The sequence below is a fragment of the Spongiactinospora rosea genome, assembly GCF_003315795.1.
GTDB classification, from domain to species: domain Bacteria; phylum Actinomycetota; class Actinomycetes; order Streptosporangiales; family Streptosporangiaceae; genus Spongiactinospora; species Spongiactinospora rosea.
In genome coordinates this window covers 329,200-347,083 of the sequence record NZ_QMEY01000002.1, presented here as the reverse complement: position 1 = coordinate 347,083, position 17,884 = coordinate 329,200, and the positions used below count along the sequence as shown (strand labels likewise).

Below are 17,884 nucleotides of genomic sequence, written 5' to 3'. Positions count from 1 at the left end.
TGGTGGGCGTGCGTTTTGAGGCTCACCCGCCGACGCGTTCGGTGACGACGTTGAGGCGCTCTTCGAGGTGTGTGCGGGCGTCCTCGGCATTGCCTCCGGCTACGGCGATCATGGCGATTCCCGCAGTGACGATCACGTCGGCGAGTTCCTTCTGTACGTCCTCGCGAGTGCCGTAGACGCCTTTGCGGGGGTTTCGGCCAGTGACGCCGATGTACGCCTGTACGGCCTCGCCGAACTCCTCGGCGATGATGTCGGCCAGGAAGCCCGAGTGCAGGCGGGCGAGGTGATCCCACATGGTGACCGTGAAGCTGTCGCACTCCGCCTAGTCCCGTGGGCCTGTTCCGCCTGGTGAGGCGTCATTTGGCACGCCCTCGCGCGAGGGTCGGGCAGCCTCAAGTTCGGCGCTCAGCGTGCTCATGACGCCTGCGATGATCGACCGCGCCGAGGAGCCGTAGGAGGCGAGGGCGGCGAACCGCTTGAACGTGGCGTCATAGGTTTCGATCTCTTGCGGCTGCGCCAAATTCAACTCCGCGGAGACCGTTTCGACCTGCACGAGCCGATCGTCAAGAATGTGACGACGCAGCCACGGGGAGAGTCAAGGGGGTGTGCCCAGATGGCCGGCAACACAGCCACAACCGCCACACCGGGCACGGCCGGGTGGCCCGTACGCCTCCTGGAGAAGCGCCTTCCTGACCTGCCGACAGCGACTACGCCCCTCGCCTTGCGTGGCTGAGAGCCTTGTCGATCAGGCCGCCAAGGATTTGCAGCTCGCGTTTCTGTCGGTTGGCTTCCCGCTCCTCGTACTCGGCAATGACCTCGTGCAGGGTCTTGGTCTTCTCGGGGGTAAGGACGACCAGCTTCCCGTTGATCCACCGCAAGGCGACGCGTCCCGATACGGCCCAGTCTCGTGATGCCATGGCGGCCGGTCACATCCGTGTCCGGAATTCGTCGTACGCGCCGCGCCTGGCCTCCAGTACGAAACGGCTCCAGGAATCGCCTGTGGTGACGATGTAGGAGCGGGGCCCGGCTATCAGGTCGCCGATGTGCAACCTCAGCAGGTCTTTGTAGCGATCGGGTGCGAACTTGCCCTCCTTCACGGCCGTGAGCCACCGGGTGAAGTCCGTGCGCGAGACATGGACACCGGTGCTGGTCTCGTCGCAGTCATCCCATATCCGGAGCCATCCCCCGGTACCGATCTTGGCGATCTGGACCATCAGAGCCATTACGCGGCTCCCATCTCGAACCAGACCGCCCGCCGACTCGGCAGGTCCTGGTAATGACCCCACCGGCTAGCGATGTGATCGACGATGGCAAGACCACGGCCACCCATTGTGGACTCATCGCTCTCCATGACACGGGGTATGTGAGGTGAGCCGTCGTCGATCACCTCGACATGCGTCCAGGAGTCGAGTGCCACGATGACCAGGGTCACCCGACCGCCTTGGCCGCTTCTGGTGTGCCGGATGGCGTTGCTTACCAGCTCGGAGACCAGCAATAGGAGGTCATCCAAGATCAGGCCGTCGAGATCCTGGTGACGCTCCCATAGGGCACTGACGACGCGCCGGGCGTTGGCGATCTGATCCTGAGTCCCGGGGAAGGTGCATACCGTCCAAATCACATCGTTGTAGGCGTTTATGTCTAGCTGTGGTGAAATAGTCATTGTTGAACCTGCCGTTGTGTCGAAGCGGCTCGGGTTCCCACTTTGATCCAGGTCACAGGCTCGTGTCTTGAGCTATGCGCCGACAACTACCGACGAACTCTTGAGACTTTCGTGTGGGTCGCACGGCTCCTGTGCTAAGTAAGTGTTAGACGCACACTTGAGGAGGTCGAAGCGTGTCGGCGGAGCCCCCCGAATCCCTCGATCCTGCCGTGATGCGGTTCGCGGCTGAGCTGCGCAGGCTGCGGCGTGAGGCCGGCCTATCGCAGGCCCGAGTCGCGCACGCGTGCGGATGCTCAGCAAGCCTGGTTTCGAGTGTCGAACGAGGCGTCCGAATCCCACAGCCTGATTTTGCTGCCGCTCTCGATCGGCTGTTTGAACTAGACGTGCACTTCGTGCGCCTGGCTCGCCGCATCGCGCATCCGCAGACTGGCAGCCCTGAGTGGTACGCCCATTGGCTGGATGAGATCGAGCCCAACGCCGTGATACTCCGGACCTGGGATCCGCTGCTGGTTCCTGGCCTGCTCCAGACTGAGGCGTACGCGCGGGCGGTCTTCCTTGGCCGCTTCTCGATGCCCGAAACGCAGGTTGAAGAGCAGGTCACCGCCCGCATGGCCCGTCAGCAGATACTGAGCCGCGACGCCCCGCCAGACCTCTATGTACTGATGGACGAATGGGTGCTCAAGCGGCCCATCGGTGGCAGAGAGGTCATGTATGGTCAACTTCTCTACCTCGCGGCGGTTGCGCGGCGGCGGCGGGTAACCTTACAACTAGTCCCCTACGACACCGCTTGCACTGACGGCTTGTCGTCTTCCTTCATCATCGCCGAAGGCAAGGATGCGCCGACCACCGCGTCCATAGACTCCGCTGGCGAGGGTGAGGTATCCGCAAAGCCTGAAGTTGTTTCGCTGATCATAGATCGGTATGACAGACTACGGACACAGGCTTACTCGGCAAGTGAGTCACTTGAAAGGATCGAGGAAGCGGTACAGCTATGGAAGCCCGAGACCTGATCCACCCGAACCTCCCCGAGGCGGTGTGGAGGAAGAGTACTCACAGCGGCAACAATGGCGGCAACTGTGTCGAGGTTGCCTCCAACGTCCCCGGCGTCGTCGCGGTACGAGACAGCAAGAACCCCACCGGCCCGGCACTCCGCTTCACTCCTGACGAGTGGCGAACCTTCCTCACAAACATCAAAAGCGGCCAGACCCCCTAGCCGACACCCAGCCGACACCCCGCCAGGCCCCCATTTCTGTGAAATATGGGGGCCCGGCACTCCGCTTCACCCCCGATGAGTGGCGAACCTTCCTCAACGGCGGCCTTGGCGTTGGTGCTGGTAGGGGGTGGGTCAGAGGAGTTCCATGGTTCCTTCTTCGGATTCTTCGGGGTAGCTCAGTTCGCGTTCGACCTGTTCTTGCGCGAAGAATCTGACCAGCTCATGGAAGGTGTAGACGATCTCGTCGGCGTTCTGGGCGAGTACGCGCACGAAATGGTTCTCCACCAGGTGCAGGAGCAGACCGTCCACCATCTCCGAGTCGGACTGCTTTCCCTGGCGCAAGACACCCCGACGTACCTGTGCTACCTGGAGCACGATCAACTCGTCGCCGAGGCAGGGCAGGCACTCGTCGTGCTGGGTGAAGCCGCGACGGTCTACCGTAAGCAACTGCTCGGGGAGGCGATCGATCGACTCGCCTCAGCTGCACCTCTGAGGTCCCTGCGCGTCCGACCTGTTGGTCACCGCCACGTACCCGGCGCGCAGCAATGAACTTGTTCAGCATGTCCGAACCATTGTCCGCGTTGAGCTGTCCGCTCCCGATGGGAAGACGGTGGCTCCGGTGTTGAAGAGATGGGTCATCGTCTGGGACACCCCGGCCGAGCGTCTGGCCATGCTGCTCGCAGCAGCCATTGATCACATGTGTTTGCGACGACTCTGTCATATGCTCGATGTCGGGGGCCATCTCCCTTTCCGTAAACCCGGATTTGGACATACCGCCGACGCTGGCATAAACGGTACTACCGATATCTTTATTCTCATATACGTGGTCAATCCTCTCTATTTGGCGAGCCGGTTCTCCCGAAACGATGCTGCGAATCGTTGCTCGCCTTGACTCCCCTCGCGAGCATGCTAGAAGCTCAGGGAACGTACTAGCTCGTACACACCTGCACGTTAGGAGCACCAGATGACGCTACGGTTCTACGGGAAGGGCGGCAGCGAGCAGGAGAGCTGCCCATCGGTACATGTAGACGACGCCGATGGCAGTCTCGTCATCGTCGGATGGCCAGAAGAGGATCAGCGAGTGCTCGCCGAGATCGAGGCGGTGAGCCACATCGAGCCTCACGAACGAGCCTTCCGGGTGCCGAGGGAGCTGAAGAAGGCGCTGTGGGAGGCATGCGGTGGCAATGATCCACGTTTTGACTGAGCTATTTGCGCAGACTCGGCGATCAGTCACGCACCTGGAGATGCGTGACACGTACGGAATGAGTCGAGGATTCAGAGCATGGCGAGATGGGGCTCCGTTGGAGGAAATCGCCGAGTTCGACTTCTGGCGGCCCTGGAATCAGATGGTTCGCGGCCATGTAGAACGAGGGGTCGAGTTCCGAAGGGCTCGGGTCTTCTCTGAGCCCGCCAGCGACTTCATCAGATACGAGCACCTTGTCACCCCCTTCACCAATCTCACGGCCGGTGAGCATGTCCGGTGGCTCCCTCGGCCGCAGGCCCGGGACATCGCAGTGCCAGGCTGTGACTTCTGGCAGTTCGACGACGGCCTGGTGTGCTGGGTGTTTCAGAGCGGCGATGGCGATCCCGCTGGATACGAGACATCGGACGACCCGGCCGAGACCGAGCTGTGCTCAACCGCATTCCAGGCGGTGTGGAAGCGTGCTACCGACCACGCGGAGTTTCGGCTAGCCTGAACCGCGTTCCGCAATGGCAACATCACCCTCGTCCAGCGCCCGGCAGGCCCGCAAGGCGATCGCTGATCGTTTCCGCGAGATCCTTCGAGACGCCGGGTTCACCAACCGAGCCTTCGCAAGGCTCGCCGGCTGGCACGAATCGCGGGTCTCACGCATCCTTATCGGACGCACCCCTCCAACGGACGATGACATTCGTCTGTGGTGCACCATTTGCAAGGTTCCGCAGGAGATTCCGAACCTGATTGCGGCCTCTCGCAACGCAGAGAACGCCTACGTCGAATGGCGCCGTGTCCAACGAAGCCAGAAGCGAATGCAAGAACTCCGGCTGCCGCTTTACGAGGAGACGACTCTTTTCCGTTTCTACTGCGCTGGAGTCATTCCCTGGCCGTTGCAGACGCCGGCCTATATCCGGGAGGTCATCACGCGCTTCGACTCCTTCCACAACGCTGCTGCGAGCGACATTGAGGCGGCTGTGTGGGCGCGGGTGGCCCGTCGGCGCTTCCTTGAGCCTGGCGCTGGACGTCGCTGCGCGATGCTCGTTGAGGAGCAGGTTCTACGGCACCGCTTCACCGCCGATGACGAAGTGATGCGAGACCAGCTCAGGCATATGCTCATCGGTATGCGGCAACCGAACCTGTCGCTAGGCGTCATCCCTCTCGGAGCTCCTCGCCTACAGCGGCCGACCGAGACGTTCTCCATATACGACAAAGCTCGAGATCGGCGACGTGTGGGCCAAGATCGGACGGCTTCGCCCCGCGACCGCCCCGCCCGCCCCGGCTCGTCGCACGACGGCGTTCGCCGCCATGCGACGGCTCATGAGCGCGGACGCCACCCAGCGGGAAACCGCCGAGCCCGGCTGGTCAGAGCGAGTCGCCGCGTTCGAGGACGCCGGACGCGGCCTGGCACGCCTCGCGGCCGGTGGACGCTTGACCAGAGGCCTTCGTCAGGTCCTCGCCCACCATGCGATCTTCGCGTTCAACCGCGCCTCCGTACCCGTGGCCGAGCAGGCAGCGGCGGCCTGGCTGGGCCGGTACGCCGCCTTCGGAGGCGACACCGACATGTCCGCCCCCCGGTCCTCACTCGCGACCCCTTTCACAAGGATGGAGAGCACCATCACGACAACGGCCGACCCCACGCAACTGCGCGAGGCGATGGTGGCCAGGTTCACCACCTCAGGCCACCTGCGCACTCCGGCGATCACCCAGGCGTTCCGCGACGTCGAGCGCCACCGGTTCATCCCGGACGCTGACGTCTACAGCGCGTACGCCGACGACGCCGTGCCGATCAAGCACGACCCCGGCGGTGAGATGATCTCCTGCATCTCCGCGCCGTCCATCGTCGCCATCCAGCTGGAACAGCTTGACGCCCGGCCCGGCCACAAGGTCCTGGAAGGCGGGGCCGCCACCGGCTACAACGCCACGCTGCTGGGCCGCCTGGTCGCTCCCGGCGGCCACGTGTGGACCGTGGACGTGGACGCCGACCTCGTCGGCACCGCCCGCCGGCACGTGATCGAAGCCGGGATCCGGAACGTGGACGTGGTCCTGGCCGACGCCGCGGCGGGACTGCCGCAGCATGCCCCGTTCGATCGGATCCAGTTCACCGTGGGCGCCGGCGACGTCCCGCTCACCGTCCTCGGCCAGCTCGCCCCCGGCGGCCGTATGGTCCTGCCGATGCGGATCCGCGGCAGCATCAGCCGCTCCTTCGCCTTCGAGGACAACGGCGACGGCACCTGGCGGACGGTCTCCTGCGAGATGGCCACGTTCATCCCGCTGCGCAAGGGCATCGGCGACGACCTCTACATCCGGATCCCGATCACGGGCGAGGGCAACGTCCGGCTGGAAACCTTCAGCGAGCAGCTCGTCGACCGCGCGGCGATGCCGGCCATCCTGGACGCGCCCATCCGAAGTATCTACACCGGCGTGAAGTTCCGGCAGGGCTCCAACTGGGAGTGGCTGTACCTGTGGCTGGCGTGCGTCCTGCCCAACGGCCTGTCCCGGATGCCCGGCCGGCGGCCCGGGTTCGACCCGCACTTCGGGTGGGGTTCCATGGCCGCGCTCGACGGCGAGCACCTGGCGTACCTGACCGTCCGCGAAGGCGAAGACGACCAGGGCCGGTTCTGGGAGATCGGTGTCATCGGCCACGGCATCCATCCCGCCCTGCTGGCCGAGCAGGTCGTGGAAGCGATCCGCGAATGGGACCGCGACCATGGTGGCCAGGCCCCGCCGCCCACCTTCCGGATGGCCACCAGCAGTGCCCGCGACCTGCTGAAGGCCGACGACCCGCGCTTCGTCATCGACAAGACCAACAGCCGTCTCGTCGTGGACTGGCCGTAGAAAGAGCAGCGTGATGATCCCTGCGATCGCCCGCCGGATCCCGCTGGTCTGCGGCCAGACCCCCTAGCCGACACCCAGCCGACACCTCGCCAGGCCCCCATTTCTGTGAAATATGGGGGCCCGGCACTCCGCTTCACCCCCGATGAGTGGCGAACCTTCCTCAACGGCGGCCTTGGCGTTGGTGCTGGTAGGGGGTGGGTCAGAGGAGTTCCATGGTTCCTTCTTCGGATTCTTCGGGGTAGCTCAGTTCGCGTTCGACCTGTTCTTGCGCGAAGAATCTGACCAGCTCATGGAAGGTGTAGACGATCTCGTCGGCGTTCTGGGCGAGTACGCGTACGAAATGGTTCTCCACCAGGTGCAGGAGCAGGCCGTCCACCATCTCCGAGTCGGACTGCAGCAGCTTGGCCACGCCGTGCGCGGTGAAGACCGGGCTGGGCAGCAGGCTGAGCAGGCGTAGCAGGTGGCGTTCCTCCTCGCTGAGCCGCCGGTAGCTGGCCAGCAGCCGGTCGCGTACGTCCATGTCGGCGAAGATGACCTCGTCGAGCCGCCGGGTGGCGCCGATCAGCCGCTCGGCGATCTTTTTGAGCGGCCATCTGGTCGCCGACAGTCGCCCTCCCACCGCCCTTATGGCCAGCGGGAGATTGCCGCAGAGCTGCACGATCAGTTCCGCCGCGCGGGTCTCGCCGCCGGTGAGCGTCCTGCCGATCATGCTTTGCAGGAGTTCGACGCCGTCGGCGGTCGAGGGCAGGTCGAGCTGGAGGTGTACCGCGCTGGCGAGTCCGCCGAGACCGGCGCGTCCCGTGACGATGGCGGCGCTGGGCGGGCAGCCCGGGAGCAGTGGCTGGACCTGGGCGGCGCTCGCCGCGTCGTCCAGGACGATCAGGACCTGGCGCTGCGCCGTCCAGGTCCGGAACGCGCCGATGCGGCCGTCCAGGCTGACCGGGATGCGATCCTCCGGCACTCCCGCGGCGGTGAGGAAGTCGCCCAGGATGTCGGCGGGATCGGCCGGCTTGGACGTGCTCCCGCCGAGCTGCGCGAAGAGCTGCCCATCGGGATAGGACTGCCGCAGGGTGTGCGCCGCGTGTACGGCGAGCACCGTCTTGCCCACCCCCGGCATGCCGCCGATGGCGACCACGGGGGTCGAGTCGGCGCGGGGTTCGACGAGCGCGCCCAGGAGTTTGTCCAGGGCGCCGGACCTGCTGGTGAACCCCACCATGTCGGGTGGAAGCTGGGCCGGGGCCACCGGCCGCCACTCGTCCTGGCTCCGCTCGCCGCCGCCGCCACCGGCGACGGTGATCGTGGCGGTCGGGGGAATGGGCACCTCCAGGGTGTCCTCGGAGGACAGCAGCGCCTGATGTGTGGCCTGTGCCTTGCCGGACGGCTCCACCCCCAGTTCCTCTACCAAAAGCCCGCGCAACCGCTGGTAAACGTCCAGCGCCTCGGGCCGGCGACCCGAGCGATGCAACGCCAGCATCAGCTGGACGTGGAACTCCTCGTGCAGTGGGTAATCACCCACCAGGGTCTTCAACTCGCTGATCGCCTTGCGGTGCCGCCCCAGGCGCAGGTCCACGTCGACCCGCAGCTCCAGAGCGCGCAGCCGGCTCTCCTCCAGCGCCGTCGCGTACGCCGACAGCAGGCTGCCCGCCGTCACGTCGGCGAGCGCGGGGCCGCGCCACAGGGAGAGCGCCTGGGCGAGCCGGTCGGCCGCCGTGCCGGGATCGTCGGCCGAAAGGGCGGCCTGGCCCTCGCCCATCAACCGGTCGAAATGGTGGCTGTCGATGTGCTCGGGCGGCACGGCCAGCATGTAGCCATGTGGCCTGGTCCGTAATATCGCAGACCGCTCGTCGCTGGCGGATGATAACAGATTGCGGAGTTTATATATATAAGTTTGTAAAGTTGAAAGTGCACTTACCGGTGGATTGTCCGGCCATAGTTCGTCGATCAGCTCGGACGTCAACACAAGAGTTTGGTTACGCAGGAGAAGCAGCGCCAGCACTTCTCTGACCTTAGGTGGTGTAGGAGTCAGGTCGACGCCCTGGTGGCCGTGGACGGCCAGTGGGCCCAGCACCAGATAATCCATCACAATCCCAGTTAGCTACAGAGACGTACTGCGGCTCGCGAGCCTCAATTGTCTGTCCCAGTGCCCCCGAACTCGCAGTCCTGCAGTCGATCCCCGTGCTCTCGTCCCCCTCCTTTCCTCCCCGAATCGCATGCGTTTTTCAACAGACGGGGAGATCCGCGCGCAGCCATGGTGACGTTGGCCGATGGAATAATCGGCGGCGTGGTAGCACATGCGACGCAGCCCCGTCTCTTCGCATTGATGCCCTGATTCAAGCCATTAGGGCACAGGCGGTGAGTCTTCATCTTGTGGCGACCGCCGGTGCCTGCCGGAGATCGGCCGGCGATGTCGCCGTAGATGGTTACAACTGGAACATAAGCGGAGATGACTAATTTCGTCAACTCCCATGGATCGATAACTTGAGCAGTTCTTCACGCCAGCTAATGCCCGATCCGGAGCGTGGCCGGGGTGTGGCCGGGGCGTGACCGCGATCGGCCGGTCGGGTTGGGGTTCCCGACCGGCCGATCGATTCCTGGGCTCGCTGGAGCCGCGCTCCAGGGATCAGGGTGAGCGCGTTTTGGGTTTCCACCATGACGGGTTGTCGGCGTACCAGCGGATCGTCTCGGCGAGCCCGTCGTCGAAGGAGACGCGTGGGCGGTACCCCAGGGCCTCCAGTTTGCCGCCATCGAGCGCGTAGCGCCGGTCGTGCCCCTTACGGTCGGGCACCCGCTCCACCATGTCCCAGCTCGCGTCCAGGGCCGCCAGCAGCCTGCCGGTCAGCTCCCGGTTGGTCAGCCGGGTGCCGCCGCCGACGTGGTACACCTCGCCCGGCCGGCCGTGCTCGGCGGCCAGCATGATGGCCCGGCAGTGGTCGTCGACGTGGATCCACTCCCTGACGTTCTGGCCGTCCCCATAAAGGGGGACCTTGCGGCCCGTCAGCAGGTTCGTGACGAACAGCGGGATGATCTTCTCGGGGAACTGCCGAGGGCCGTAGTTGTTGCCGCACCTGGTGATCACCACGGGCAGGCCGTGCGTGGTCGCGTCGGCCAGGGCGATCAGGTCGCCGCCCGCCTTGGCCGCCGCGTACGGCGAGCGAGGCCGCAGCGGCGCGTCCTCGCTCCAGGCGCCCGACTCGATGCTCCCGTACACCTCGTCGGTCGAGACCTGTACCACCTTGGGAATCCCGGCGTCCAGGCACGCCCGCATGAGCGCCGAGACGCCGAGGACGTTGGTCCGGACGAACTCCCCGGCCCCGTCGATCGAACGGTCCACATGCGACTCGGCCGCGAAGTTGACCACCAGGTCGTGGCCGGGCACCACGCGTCGCAAAAGGTCCGCGTCGCAGATGTCGCCTTTGACGAAGTCCAGGGAGACGCCGTCGAGGTTCGCCGGATCGGCGGCGTAGGTGAGCCGGTCCAGCACCGTGATCCGCTCCGCGGCGGCGGTGCGGACGAAGTGCGATCCGATGAACCCGGCGCCGCCGGTGACGAGGATCCTCATGAGGCGGTCACGACCCCAGCGACGTCTCGACGACCACGGCGGCGTCCTCGTCGCCGTGCCCCGCGCCGACCGCCTCGTCCAGGCGGTCGGCGGCGGACGCGCACACGGGCAGGGTCAGCCCCGCCGAGCGCGCGTCCGAGGCGGCCAGCCGCAGGTCCTTGACCATGAGCCGGGTCCGGAACGCGGCCGGTTCGTACGACTCGCGCCGCATGAACGCGGCCCGGAAGGCCAGCGCCGGGGAGCAGAACCCGCTGGAGGTGATGGCGTTGATCAGCATGGTCCGGTCCAGCCCGGACCGCACGCCGAGCGCGACCGCCTCGGCCAGCCCCACGGTCTGCACGCCGAGCAGCAGGTTGAAGGCGAGCTTCATGGTGCAGGCCGTGCCGGGCGGGCCCAGGTAGCGCAGCTCCTCACCGATCGCCGCCAGCACGTTCTCGACCTCGGCCACGTCCTGCTGGTGGCCGGCCGCGAACAGCCGCAGCCGGCCCTGGGCGGCCATCTCCGGGTTGCCGAGCAGGCACAGCTCCACCCGCCGTACGCCGTGCGCGGCCAGCCGTTCCGAGGCCGAGTTCGCGTACGCGGCGGAGGTCGTGGAGGTGTCGATCACGACCGTGCCGGGCTTCAGCACAGGCAGCATCCGCCGGAACAGCACCTCGTCCACGGCCCGCTCGTCGCTGAGGCTGAGCATGACGACGTCGCTGTCGCGGGCCGCGTCCTGCGGCTGCGCGGCCCACTGCGCGCCCGCCTCGATCAGCGGGTCGGCCTTGGCCGCCGTCCTGTTGTGCACGGTCAGCGGGAAGCCGGAGGAGAGCAGGCGCCTGGCGATCCCGCCGCCCATGGCGCCCAGCCCCACCATCGCGAGTTTCATCGCGACTCCACCGGCTCCGGGTCGGCCGAGAGCTGGGAGATGCAGCGCATGGTGGAGTTGCGGAAGTACTCGCCGAACTTGTCGGTGGTGCTGGTGTCGCGGCGCTGCTGGAGGTAGGGGGCCAGCTCCTTCTCCAGCTTGTGCACGCCGCCGTGCTTGGCCATCGTGGCGGACACCGTCGCCAGGTCGCCCTCGTAGTGGATGACGCGGATCATGATGTCGTCCTTGATGAACACGGCGGTGCCGAGCAGCCTGCCCACCTCGTTGCCCTGCTCGTCACGCAGCACGGACGTGCCGAGCCGCTGGAAGTCGCCGAAGATCTCGGCGATCTCATCCTCGTGTCCCGGCTTGACCCGGTAGGTGATCGCGGCGTACGTCATCACATTCCTCCATCGACGTTGAGTACGGTTCCGGTGATGTATCGGGACTGGTCAGAGGCCAGGAAGAGCACGGCGTCGGCCACCTCTTCCGCGGTGCCGAGCCGGCCCAGCGCGGTCATCCCGGCCAGTCGTTCGCGCAGGTGCGGGGGCGGGCCGTCGTCCGGTCCCGCGGCGTCGATCACGCCGGGGGCGACCGCGTTCACCCGGATGCCGCGCGGGCCCAGTTCGCGGGCGAGGGAGCGGACGAGGCCGATGAGCGCGGCCTTGGCGGCGGTGTAGTGGGCGCTGGCGGGCCTGCCGCGCAGCGCCACCGAGGCGCCCAGGTTGATCACCGAGCCGCCTTCCGCCAGCAGGCCCAGGGCCTGCCGGGTGACCAGGAAGGCCGAGGTCAGGTTGGCGTCGATGATCTGCTGCCACTCCTTGCGGTCCAGCTTGTCCACCGGGCGGACGCCGTCCACCCCGGCGTTGTTGACCACGACGTCGAGCCCGCCCAGACGCTCGGCGCACCGGTCGATCAGCGCGGCGACGTCCTGTTCGCTGGTGACGTCGGCGGTGACCAGCTCGTACGGCGTGGCGGCGGGCGCCCCGCGGTGGCAGGCCAGCACCCGCGCCCCGGCGTCCGTGAACGCCTGGGCGGTGGCCGCGCCGATGCCCCGCGAGCCGCCCGTCACCAGCACCCGCCTGCCCGCGAGCGAACCGTGAAAGGTCATGATCGCTCCTCGGGGTAGGCGGCGCTGACGGTGTAGAGGGCGAAGCTGCGACCCCGGGAGCCGTCCTGGAAGGAGCGCAGCGGCGCGGTCGTCTGCCGGTGCCGGGTGCCCTCCTCCCAGGTGCGGAAGGAGTCCAGGCTGTCCCATTCGCTCATCACCAGGAACCCGCCCGGCTCGGTCAGCGAGCACAGCAGCTCGTTGCCGAGCAGGCCGGGCGTGCCCGACAGTTCCCGGCTGATGTGGTGGTAGGCGTCGGTGAGCGCGTCCTTGGAGTCGTCGGGGGCGGCGGCGTAGACGAGCACGCGCACCCTCGGGCCGGTCATGCGCGCGCGGTGGGGACCATGGCGTGGACCACGCTCATCGTGACCATGGAACCGCCGGACCGGTACGGGTGCAGCGCCGCGCGGTGGTGGACGTGCGGCTCGCTCCGCTCGAACTCCCGGAAGCGCGGCTCGTCCACCCAGTCGCTGACGATGTAGTAGACGCCGTCCTCCTCGGCGCTCCTGGCCAGCCACTGGCCCAGGTTGGCCGGGTTGCCGGTGATCGCGTTGCCGACGCGCAGCCAGGTCCGCTCGAACTCGTCCTCGACGCCCGGCTTGATCTGGAGCCGCAGCATCACTCGGAAGGCCATGGCTAGATCCCGCCGTCCACGTTGATGGTCTCGCCGTTGATGAACGCGGCCTGCTCGCCGGCCAGGAAGGTCACCACCGTCGCGATCTCCTCGGGCCGGCCCATCCGGCCGATCGCGATCATGCGCCGGTAGCGTTCGCGCACGTCGTCCGGTACGCCCGCCTCGGTCTCCACCGGACCGGGCGCGACCAGGTTGACGCGGATGCCGCGCCCGCCCAGCTCCTTGGCCAGCGACCTGGTCAGGCCGATCAGCCCGGCCTTGGCCGCGGTGTAGTGGACCCGCAGCGGCAGGCCCACGGTGGCCACCTTGGAGCCGATGTTGATGACGGACGAGCCCTCGCCCAGCAGCGGCAGCGCCCGCTGGATGACCATGGCGGTCGCGGTGAGGCCGGTGTCCACCACCTTGTGCCACTCGTGCGCCGTGAGTTCGGCGAACGGGACGTGGCTGATCGCGCCCGCGTTGTTGACCACGATGTCGAGCCGTCCCCAGCGGCGCTCGCACTCGCCGACCAGGGCGTCGATGTCCTGCGGCCGGGTCACGTCGGCGGTGGCCACGTGGTGCTCGCCGCCGATCTCGCGCAGTTCCTTCTCCAGGGTCGTCGCGGGCTCGCCGCCCTGCCGGGTGCAGGTGACGATGTTCGCGCCGGCCTTGGCCAGGTCCAGCACGATGGCCCGTCCGATGCCTCTGACACCGCCGGTGACCAGCGCCGTCTTGCCATTGAGTCGCATGAGGGTCTCCGTTGTCACATAAGGGTGGCCGCGCCCGCGCCGCCGGCCGCCAGCGCGGCCACGGCGAGGGAGGTGCGGATGAGGTTCCAGGTCCGCCAGCGGGACCTGGGGTCGCGCGCGGCCCAGTCGGCCGGCTGGTCGCCCGGGTCCAGCGACGTCACGTACTTGTTGATCGGCACGTTCTTGACCACCGAGATGCCCATGACGACCGCCAGGATGACCGCGGCGGCGGCGTAGAACACCCGGGCGGCGACCGGCGTGGCCATGAAGGCCAGCGCCGCGTTCGCCAGCATGGTCAGGACGTGCACGATCGGCATGAAGGGGTCGTAACGCGGCCACAGGAAGTGGATCGCGTGCACGTACCCCGCGTACGGCATTGCCTTGGTGTACGGCTCGATCCCGATGACGGTCGAGAGCATGACGCCCGCCGCGAGCCCGCCCCCGGCCAGGGCCAGCGGGACCAGCAGCGAGATCATTGCGGCCGGCGCGCCGCCGCGGCCTCGACGCGGCGCTTGATCAGGTCGAGCTGGACGGCCGAGTTGCCGTTGATCCGCTCGGCCATCTTCTCGTCGTCCAGCGGGGACTCCGGCTTCATCTGGAAGTCCTGCCGCCACCGCATCCGGACGCCGTCGTCGGTCTCGGTGTAGTCCCAGGTGATGTGCATGTACTCGAACCAGCCGGTCTCCACGCGGTGGGCGCGGACGATGCGCTTCTCCGGGTCGGCGGTGCGCTCCGACACCCAGCTCCAGGCGTTGCCGTTGGCGTCGGGGTGCATGGTGAGCCGGAAGCGCACGGTGTCGCCGTGCCGGTCCAGGATCTCGGCCGAGGCGTACTCGCTGAACAGCTCCGGCCAGGACTCGACGTCGTTGGTCATCGTCCAGACCAGGTCCATCGGCGCTGCGATGACGATTTCGTTGTCGGTCTGTGCGGCCATGGTCACGTCCTTCGTGCTCTGATGACGATTGCCGAGTTGAACCCGCCGTAGCCGCGCGCGAGCACCAGCGCCGCGCGCAGTTTCGCCGGCCGCGGCCGGTCGCGGACCAGGTCGAGGCCCAGCCCTTCGACGGGCCGCTCGATGCCGATCGTCGGCGGGATGACCTGGTCGCGCAGCGCCAGCAGCGCCGTTGCCAGGTCGAGTGCGCCGCCCCCCGCGTAGAGCCGGCCCGTCATGGTCTTGGGCGCGGTCACCGGGACGGCGTTCCGCCCGAAGACCCCGGCTATCGCCTCGGCCTCCTGGCGGTCGAGTTCGGGCACGCCGGCCGCGTCGGCGAAGACGACGTCGATGTCGCCGGGCGCGGCGGCGGCGTCGGCCAGCGCGCCGGTGATCGCGCGGCGCAGGGCCGGGGGCCGGTCGGACCACGGCGGCGGGTCGAACGTGGCCGCGTGACCGGCGATGTGGCCGTACTTCGCCTCCCTGACGCCGGCGGGCTCGATGGTGAGCATCGCGCCGCCCTCGCCGGGCAGGTAGCCGTCGGCCCGCTCATCGAAGGGCAGGTAGGCGCCGGAGCGGCTGAGCCTGCCATTGCTGAGCTGGGCCACCAGCCCGTACGGGCACAGCGAGGCGTCGGTGCCACCCGCCAGCGCCAGCCGTACCCCGTCGCGCAGCAGCCTGGCGGAGTGCGCGGCGGCGTCCAGCCCGCCCGCCTGCTCGGCGCAGATGACCCCGCAGGGGCCGCGCATCTTGTGCCGGATCGCGATCTGCCCCGTACTGGCCGCGTAGAACCAGGCGATGGACTGGTACGCCCCGACGTGCCGCGGCCCGTTGTGCCACAGCTTCTGGATCTCCCGCTGCCCGAAGTCGGTCCCGCCGGACGAGCTGGCCGTGGTCACCGCCATCTCGTACTCCGGCAGGGCCGCCGGGTCCACCCCGGCGTCGTCCAGCGCCATCTCGCTCATCGCCAGCGCGAGCTGGGTGAACCGGTCGGTCTCGGCGATCAGCCGCCCCGGGACCCGCCCCTTGGCGACGAACGCCGACTCCCCGCCCCTGGTCACGGGGTAGCCGCCCGCGTCGAACCGGGTGATCGGCCCCAGCCCGGTACGCCCGGCCAGGATCGCGTCCCAGTACTCCTCGGTACGGTCCCCGTTGGGCGCCACCACGCCCATCCCCGTCACCGCGCTCATGTCGCCCGCCGGAGCACCATGGCGGTCTGGAAGCCGCCGAAGCCGCTGCCGACGCTGAGCACGGCGTCCACCCGCTGGTCCCGTGCCGTCAGCGGCACGTAGTCCAGGTCGCACTCGGGGTCGGGGGTGTGCAGGTTGGCCGTGGGGGGCACCACGTTGTCCCGCATCGCCAGCAGGCAGGCCGCCGCCTCGATCGCGCCGATCGCGCCCAGCGAGTGGCCCACCATCGACTTGATCGAGCTGACCGGCACCTGGTAGGCGTGCGGGCCCAGGGCGGTCTTGAAGGCCGCCGTCTCGTGGCGGTCGTTCTGTTTGGTGCCGGAGCCGTGGGCGTTGACGTAGTCGATGGCCGTCGGGTCGAGCCTGGCCCCGTCCAGCGCGGCCCGGATGGCCTCGGCCATCTCCCGGCCGTCCGGCTTGAGGCCGGTCATGTGGTAGGCGTTGCTGCGCGAGGCGTACCCGGCGATCTCGCCGTACACGTTCGCGCCGCGCCTGCGCGCCGACTCCAGCTCCTCCAGTACCAGCACGGCCGCGCCCTCGCCCAGCACGAACCCGTCCCGATGCAGGTCGAAGGGGCGGGAGGCGTGCTCGGGGTCGTCGTTGTTGGGGGAGGTGGCCCTGATCGCGTCAAAGCAGGCCACGGTGATCGGCGAGAGCGGCGCGTCGGTCGCCCCGGCGATCACCACGTCGGCGGTGCCCTCCCTGATCAGCCCGGCCCCGAGGCCGACGGCGTCCAGGCCCGAGGTGCAGCCGGTGGAGACCACGCCCACCCGTCCCTCGGCCCCGCAGCTCCAGGCCACCTCGGCGGCCAGGGTGCTGGGGGCCATGAAGCCGTACAGGTGGGGCGTGCCGTAGTCGTGGTCGATCAGCCAGCGCCGGCCGCCGTCGCTCAGCACGACGTACTCCTCCTCCAGGCTCATCGTGCTGCCCACCGCGCTGCCCAGGCTGACGCTCAGGCGTTCCGGCGCGACCTCAAGGCCGAGCCCGCTGTCGGCCCACGCCTCCCGGGCGGCGACCACGCCGAGCTGCGCGGCCCGGTCCATCCGGCGGATCTCGCGGGGCGACAGCCCCTCCGCGGCCGGGTCGAAGTCGCACTCGGCGGCCATCCGCGAGCGGAAGCCGGACGGGTCGAAGAAGGAGATCGTGCGGGTCGCCGTACGGCCGGACGTCAGCATCTCCCAGAACGCCTTGGTGCCCGGGTCGCCGGGAGCGACGACGCCGATCCCGGTGACCACGACGCGGGCGTTTCGCATCAGGACTCTCCCGATCGTTCTTCTGTGTCGACGTGCCCGAGTTCGGGGCGCGGGGCCAGCGGGCACAGGTGGAAGACGATCTCCGCGGGCTCGGTGCCGACGTTCTCCACCCGGTGCCGGGTGAACTTCGGCGCCAGTACGCCCTGCCCGGCGCGCATCTCGATGTCCTCGCCGTCCAGCCGGGCCACGATCGTGCCCTTGGCGACGTACATGTACTCGTCGGAGTAGGGGTGGTAGTGCTCGGCCACGAAGTCGCCCGGTTCGAGCAGCGTCACGCCCATGAAGCCGGTGGTCGAGCCCACCGTCTTGGGGCTGAGCAGCACCCGCAGGTCACCGCCGCGGCGGCGGTTGGGCTCGACGTCGTCGATGTGGACGATCTTGTGCCCGGCGGTCGTCTCGCTCATCGGCTGCTCTCCCAGGTGTAGAAGGGGACGGCCATGGCGTCCCTGGGCTCGCGCCAGTTGGGGTCGTACGGGCTGACGTGCTCCGACAGGCGCCGGCTGACGTCCAGGTAGAGCGGGTGCTCGCGGGCCTTGTCCAGGCTGGGCTTGATGTCCTCGTCCGCCTCGACCAGGTGGAAGTACAGGTCGTGGAAGCGGAACAGGGTGCGGCGGGAGACGCCGACCAGGTGCGGGAGGTCCGTGGCGTCGGACTCGGCGAAGATCCCCGCGATGGCGTCGGCGTGCGATGCCTCCATGTGCGCGACGATGAGGGTTCGGTGCACGGTGTTC

At 68.0% G+C, this 17,884-nt stretch carries 25 protein-coding genes and 2 pseudogenes; 6 read left to right on the top strand and 21 right to left on the bottom strand.

The features are described from left to right. Nucleotides 1–22 precede the first annotated feature (22 nt). From DP939_RS07055 to DP939_RS07040, 5 genes are all read right to left on the bottom strand, one after another. Nucleotides 23–295, bottom strand: a complete 273-nt coding sequence (locus DP939_RS07055) for a MazG-like family protein (RefSeq protein WP_113979783.1) — start codon at nucleotides 293–295, stop codon at nucleotides 23–25. A 27-nt stretch (nucleotides 296–322) separates the two neighbouring features. Next, nucleotides 323–553, bottom strand: coding sequence for a hypothetical protein (locus DP939_RS46755; protein WP_199564998.1), 231 nt, complete (start codon nucleotides 551–553; stop codon nucleotides 323–325). Between the two features lie 154 nt (nucleotides 554–707). Next, on the bottom strand, nucleotides 708–917 hold the full coding sequence (locus DP939_RS45360) for a hypothetical protein (RefSeq protein WP_147267907.1): 210 nt from the start codon (nucleotides 915–917) through the stop codon (nucleotides 708–710). Nucleotides 918–926: 9 nt separating this feature from the next. Beyond that, nucleotides 927–1,223 carry a hypothetical protein gene (locus DP939_RS07045; RefSeq protein WP_113979782.1) on the bottom strand — a complete coding sequence of 99 codons (297 nt, stop codon included), beginning with the start codon at nucleotides 1,221–1,223 and terminating at the stop codon, nucleotides 927–929. Continuing rightward, nucleotides 1,223–1,660, bottom strand: a complete 438-nt coding sequence (locus DP939_RS07040) for an ATP-binding protein (protein ID WP_113979781.1) — start codon at nucleotides 1,658–1,660, stop codon at nucleotides 1,223–1,225. The genes DP939_RS07045 and DP939_RS07040 overlap by 1 nt, the downstream gene beginning before the upstream one ends. Nucleotides 1,661–1,833: 173 nt before the next feature. Here DP939_RS07040 and DP939_RS07035 point away from each other — a divergent pair, with 173 nt between their 5' ends. Together DP939_RS07035 and DP939_RS07030 are read left to right on the top strand one after the other, a co-directional pair. Beyond that, nucleotides 1,834–2,670, top strand: coding sequence for a helix-turn-helix domain-containing protein (locus DP939_RS07035; protein WP_113979780.1), 837 nt, complete (start codon nucleotides 1,834–1,836; stop codon nucleotides 2,668–2,670). Further along, a complete protein-coding gene (locus DP939_RS07030; protein ID WP_113979779.1) occupies nucleotides 2,652–2,873 on the top strand; it encodes a DUF397 domain-containing protein in 222 nt (73 codons plus the stop codon). The genes DP939_RS07035 and DP939_RS07030 overlap by 19 nt, the downstream gene beginning before the upstream one ends. A 132-nt stretch (nucleotides 2,874–3,005) precedes the next feature. Here the strand turns inward: DP939_RS07030 and DP939_RS07025 are convergent, their stop codons facing one another. Next, nucleotides 3,006–3,320 carry a hypothetical protein gene (locus DP939_RS07025; protein ID WP_147267906.1) on the bottom strand — a complete coding sequence of 105 codons (315 nt, stop codon included), beginning with the start codon at nucleotides 3,318–3,320 and terminating at the stop codon, nucleotides 3,006–3,008. A gap of 517 nt (nucleotides 3,321–3,837) precedes the next feature. Between DP939_RS07025 and DP939_RS45355 the strand changes: the two genes are divergently transcribed. The 4 genes and pseudogenes from DP939_RS45355 to fxlM all read left to right on the top strand — a co-directional run bounded on the left by DP939_RS45355 (nucleotide 3,838) and on the right by fxlM (nucleotide 6,903). Continuing rightward, a complete protein-coding gene (locus DP939_RS45355; protein ID WP_147267905.1) occupies nucleotides 3,838–4,077 on the top strand; it encodes a hypothetical protein in 240 nt (79 codons plus the stop codon). After that, complete coding sequence (locus tag DP939_RS07020; RefSeq protein ID WP_113979777.1) at nucleotides 4,058–4,570, top strand: DUF6879 family protein; 513 nt, start codon at nucleotides 4,058–4,060, stop codon at nucleotides 4,568–4,570. Before DP939_RS45355 ends, DP939_RS07020 begins: the two co-directional genes overlap by 20 nt. Before the next feature lie 13 nt (nucleotides 4,571–4,583). Then, nucleotides 4,584–5,240: pseudogene (locus tag DP939_RS49250) on the top strand (Scr1 family TA system antitoxin-like transcriptional regulator); the annotation flags it as partial. Nucleotides 5,241–5,295: 55 nt separating this feature from the next. Continuing rightward, entirely contained in the window at nucleotides 5,296–6,903 is a 1,608-nt protein-coding gene (gene fxlM / locus DP939_RS07015) for a methyltransferase, FxLD system (RefSeq protein ID WP_225878085.1), read from the top strand. Between the two features lie 199 nt (nucleotides 6,904–7,102). Here the strand turns inward: fxlM and DP939_RS07010 are convergent, their stop codons facing one another. The 15 genes and pseudogenes from DP939_RS07010 to DP939_RS06945 all read right to left on the bottom strand — a co-directional run bounded on the left by DP939_RS07010 (nucleotide 7,103) and on the right by DP939_RS06945 (nucleotide 17,877). Then, a complete protein-coding gene (locus DP939_RS07010) occupies nucleotides 7,103–8,707 on the bottom strand; it encodes a BTAD domain-containing putative transcriptional regulator (RefSeq protein WP_263972302.1) in 1,605 nt (534 codons plus the stop codon). 6 nt (nucleotides 8,708–8,713) lie between these two features. Next, nucleotides 8,714–8,983 (bottom strand): annotated as a pseudogene (locus tag DP939_RS49245) (AfsR/SARP family transcriptional regulator); the annotation flags it as partial. A gap of 540 nt (nucleotides 8,984–9,523) precedes the next feature. Beyond that, on the bottom strand, nucleotides 9,524–10,462 hold the full coding sequence (gene rfbB, locus DP939_RS07005) for a dTDP-glucose 4,6-dehydratase (RefSeq protein WP_113979775.1): 939 nt from the start codon (nucleotides 10,460–10,462) through the stop codon (nucleotides 9,524–9,526). A gap of 7 nt (nucleotides 10,463–10,469) precedes the next feature. Continuing rightward, complete coding sequence (locus tag DP939_RS07000; RefSeq protein WP_113979774.1) at nucleotides 10,470–11,330, bottom strand: NAD(P)-dependent oxidoreductase; 861 nt, start codon at nucleotides 11,328–11,330, stop codon at nucleotides 10,470–10,472. After that, nucleotides 11,327–11,710: a SchA/CurD-like domain-containing protein gene (locus DP939_RS06995; protein WP_113979773.1), complete on the bottom strand. Its 384-nt coding sequence runs from the start codon at nucleotides 11,708–11,710 to the stop codon at nucleotides 11,327–11,329. The genes DP939_RS07000 and DP939_RS06995 overlap by 4 nt, the downstream gene beginning before the upstream one ends. Further along, nucleotides 11,710–12,420: an SDR family NAD(P)-dependent oxidoreductase gene (locus DP939_RS06990; RefSeq protein WP_113979772.1), complete on the bottom strand. Its 711-nt coding sequence runs from the start codon at nucleotides 12,418–12,420 to the stop codon at nucleotides 11,710–11,712. The genes DP939_RS06995 and DP939_RS06990 overlap by 1 nt, the downstream gene beginning before the upstream one ends. Then, nucleotides 12,417–12,743, bottom strand: a complete 327-nt coding sequence (locus tag DP939_RS06985) for an antibiotic biosynthesis monooxygenase family protein (protein WP_113979771.1) — start codon at nucleotides 12,741–12,743, stop codon at nucleotides 12,417–12,419. Before DP939_RS06985 ends, DP939_RS06990 begins: the two co-directional genes overlap by 4 nt. Continuing rightward, the gene (locus DP939_RS06980; protein WP_113979770.1) at nucleotides 12,740–13,051 is read right to left on the bottom strand and encodes an antibiotic biosynthesis monooxygenase family protein; all 312 of its coding nucleotides are present in this window, start codon (nucleotides 13,049–13,051) and stop codon (nucleotides 12,740–12,742) included. The genes DP939_RS06985 and DP939_RS06980 overlap by 4 nt, the downstream gene beginning before the upstream one ends. A 2-nt stretch (nucleotides 13,052–13,053) precedes the next feature. Next, entirely contained in the window at nucleotides 13,054–13,779 is a 726-nt protein-coding gene (locus DP939_RS06975; protein WP_113979769.1) for an SDR family NAD(P)-dependent oxidoreductase, read from the bottom strand. A gap of 14 nt (nucleotides 13,780–13,793) precedes the next feature. Next, nucleotides 13,794–14,255, bottom strand: coding sequence for an anthrone oxygenase family protein (locus DP939_RS06970; RefSeq protein ID WP_113979768.1), 462 nt, complete (start codon nucleotides 14,253–14,255; stop codon nucleotides 13,794–13,796). After that, nucleotides 14,252–14,713: an SRPBCC family protein gene (locus tag DP939_RS06965; RefSeq protein ID WP_113979767.1), complete on the bottom strand. Its 462-nt coding sequence runs from the start codon at nucleotides 14,711–14,713 to the stop codon at nucleotides 14,252–14,254. The genes DP939_RS06970 and DP939_RS06965 overlap by 4 nt, the downstream gene beginning before the upstream one ends. Nucleotides 14,714–14,715: 2 nt before the next feature. Next, nucleotides 14,716–15,900 (bottom strand): ketosynthase chain-length factor, encoded by a 1,185-nt coding sequence (locus DP939_RS06960; RefSeq protein WP_113979766.1) that lies wholly within the window; start codon nucleotides 15,898–15,900, stop codon nucleotides 14,716–14,718. Then, entirely contained in the window at nucleotides 15,897–17,153 is a 1,257-nt protein-coding gene (locus DP939_RS06955) for a beta-ketoacyl-[acyl-carrier-protein] synthase family protein (protein WP_113979765.1), read from the bottom strand. Before DP939_RS06955 ends, DP939_RS06960 begins: the two co-directional genes overlap by 4 nt. Beyond that, a complete protein-coding gene (locus DP939_RS06950; protein WP_113979764.1) occupies nucleotides 17,153–17,557 on the bottom strand; it encodes a cupin domain-containing protein in 405 nt (134 codons plus the stop codon). The genes DP939_RS06955 and DP939_RS06950 overlap by 1 nt, the downstream gene beginning before the upstream one ends. Beyond that, on the bottom strand, nucleotides 17,554–17,877 hold the full coding sequence (locus DP939_RS06945) for a TcmI family type II polyketide cyclase (RefSeq protein ID WP_113979763.1): 324 nt from the start codon (nucleotides 17,875–17,877) through the stop codon (nucleotides 17,554–17,556). Before DP939_RS06945 ends, DP939_RS06950 begins: the two co-directional genes overlap by 4 nt. Nucleotides 17,878–17,884 lie beyond the last annotated feature (7 nt).

Excerpts from the sequence above, each read along its gene's own strand:
- DP939_RS07055 (WP_113979783.1), bottom strand. The coding sequence starts at position 295 with ATGTGGGATCACCTCGCCCGCCTGCACTCGGGCTTCCTGGCCGACATC.
- DP939_RS45360 (WP_147267907.1), bottom strand. The coding sequence starts at position 917 with ATGGCATCACGAGACTGGGCCGTATCGGGACGCGTCGCCTTGCGGTGG.
- DP939_RS07045 (WP_113979782.1), bottom strand. The coding sequence starts at position 1,223 with ATGGCTCTGATGGTCCAGATCGCCAAGATCGGTACCGGGGGATGGCTC.
- DP939_RS07040 (WP_113979781.1), bottom strand. The coding sequence starts at position 1,660 with ATGACTATTTCACCACAGCTAGACATAAACGCCTACAACGATGTGATT.
- DP939_RS07030 (WP_113979779.1), top strand. The coding sequence starts at position 2,652 with ATGGAAGCCCGAGACCTGATCCACCCGAACCTCCCCGAGGCGGTGTGG.
- DP939_RS45355 (WP_147267905.1), top strand. The coding sequence starts at position 3,838 with ATGACGCTACGGTTCTACGGGAAGGGCGGCAGCGAGCAGGAGAGCTGC.
- DP939_RS07020 (WP_113979777.1), top strand. The coding sequence starts at position 4,058 with ATGATCCACGTTTTGACTGAGCTATTTGCGCAGACTCGGCGATCAGTC.
- DP939_RS07010 (WP_263972302.1), bottom strand. The coding sequence starts at position 8,707 with ATGCTGGCCGTGCCGCCCGAGCACATCGACAGCCACCATTTCGACCGG.
- rfbB (WP_113979775.1), bottom strand. The coding sequence starts at position 10,462 with ATGAGGATCCTCGTCACCGGCGGCGCCGGGTTCATCGGATCGCACTTC.
- DP939_RS07000 (WP_113979774.1), bottom strand. The coding sequence starts at position 11,330 with ATGAAACTCGCGATGGTGGGGCTGGGCGCCATGGGCGGCGGGATCGCC.
- DP939_RS06995 (WP_113979773.1), bottom strand. The coding sequence starts at position 11,710 with ATGACGTACGCCGCGATCACCTACCGGGTCAAGCCGGGACACGAGGAT.
- DP939_RS06990 (WP_113979772.1), bottom strand. The coding sequence starts at position 12,420 with ATGACCTTTCACGGTTCGCTCGCGGGCAGGCGGGTGCTGGTGACGGGC.
- DP939_RS06985 (WP_113979771.1), bottom strand. The coding sequence starts at position 12,743 with ATGACCGGCCCGAGGGTGCGCGTGCTCGTCTACGCCGCCGCCCCCGAC.
- DP939_RS06980 (WP_113979770.1), bottom strand. The coding sequence starts at position 13,051 with ATGGCCTTCCGAGTGATGCTGCGGCTCCAGATCAAGCCGGGCGTCGAG.
- DP939_RS06975 (WP_113979769.1), bottom strand. The coding sequence starts at position 13,779 with ATGCGACTCAATGGCAAGACGGCGCTGGTCACCGGCGGTGTCAGAGGC.
- DP939_RS06970 (WP_113979768.1), bottom strand. The coding sequence starts at position 14,255 with ATGATCTCGCTGCTGGTCCCGCTGGCCCTGGCCGGGGGCGGGCTCGCG.
- DP939_RS06965 (WP_113979767.1), bottom strand. The coding sequence starts at position 14,713 with ATGGCCGCACAGACCGACAACGAAATCGTCATCGCAGCGCCGATGGAC.
- DP939_RS06960 (WP_113979766.1), bottom strand. The coding sequence starts at position 15,900 with ATGAGCGCGGTGACGGGGATGGGCGTGGTGGCGCCCAACGGGGACCGT.
- DP939_RS06955 (WP_113979765.1), bottom strand. The coding sequence starts at position 17,153 with ATGCGAAACGCCCGCGTCGTGGTCACCGGGATCGGCGTCGTCGCTCCC.
- DP939_RS06950 (WP_113979764.1), bottom strand. The coding sequence starts at position 17,557 with ATGAGCGAGACGACCGCCGGGCACAAGATCGTCCACATCGACGACGTC.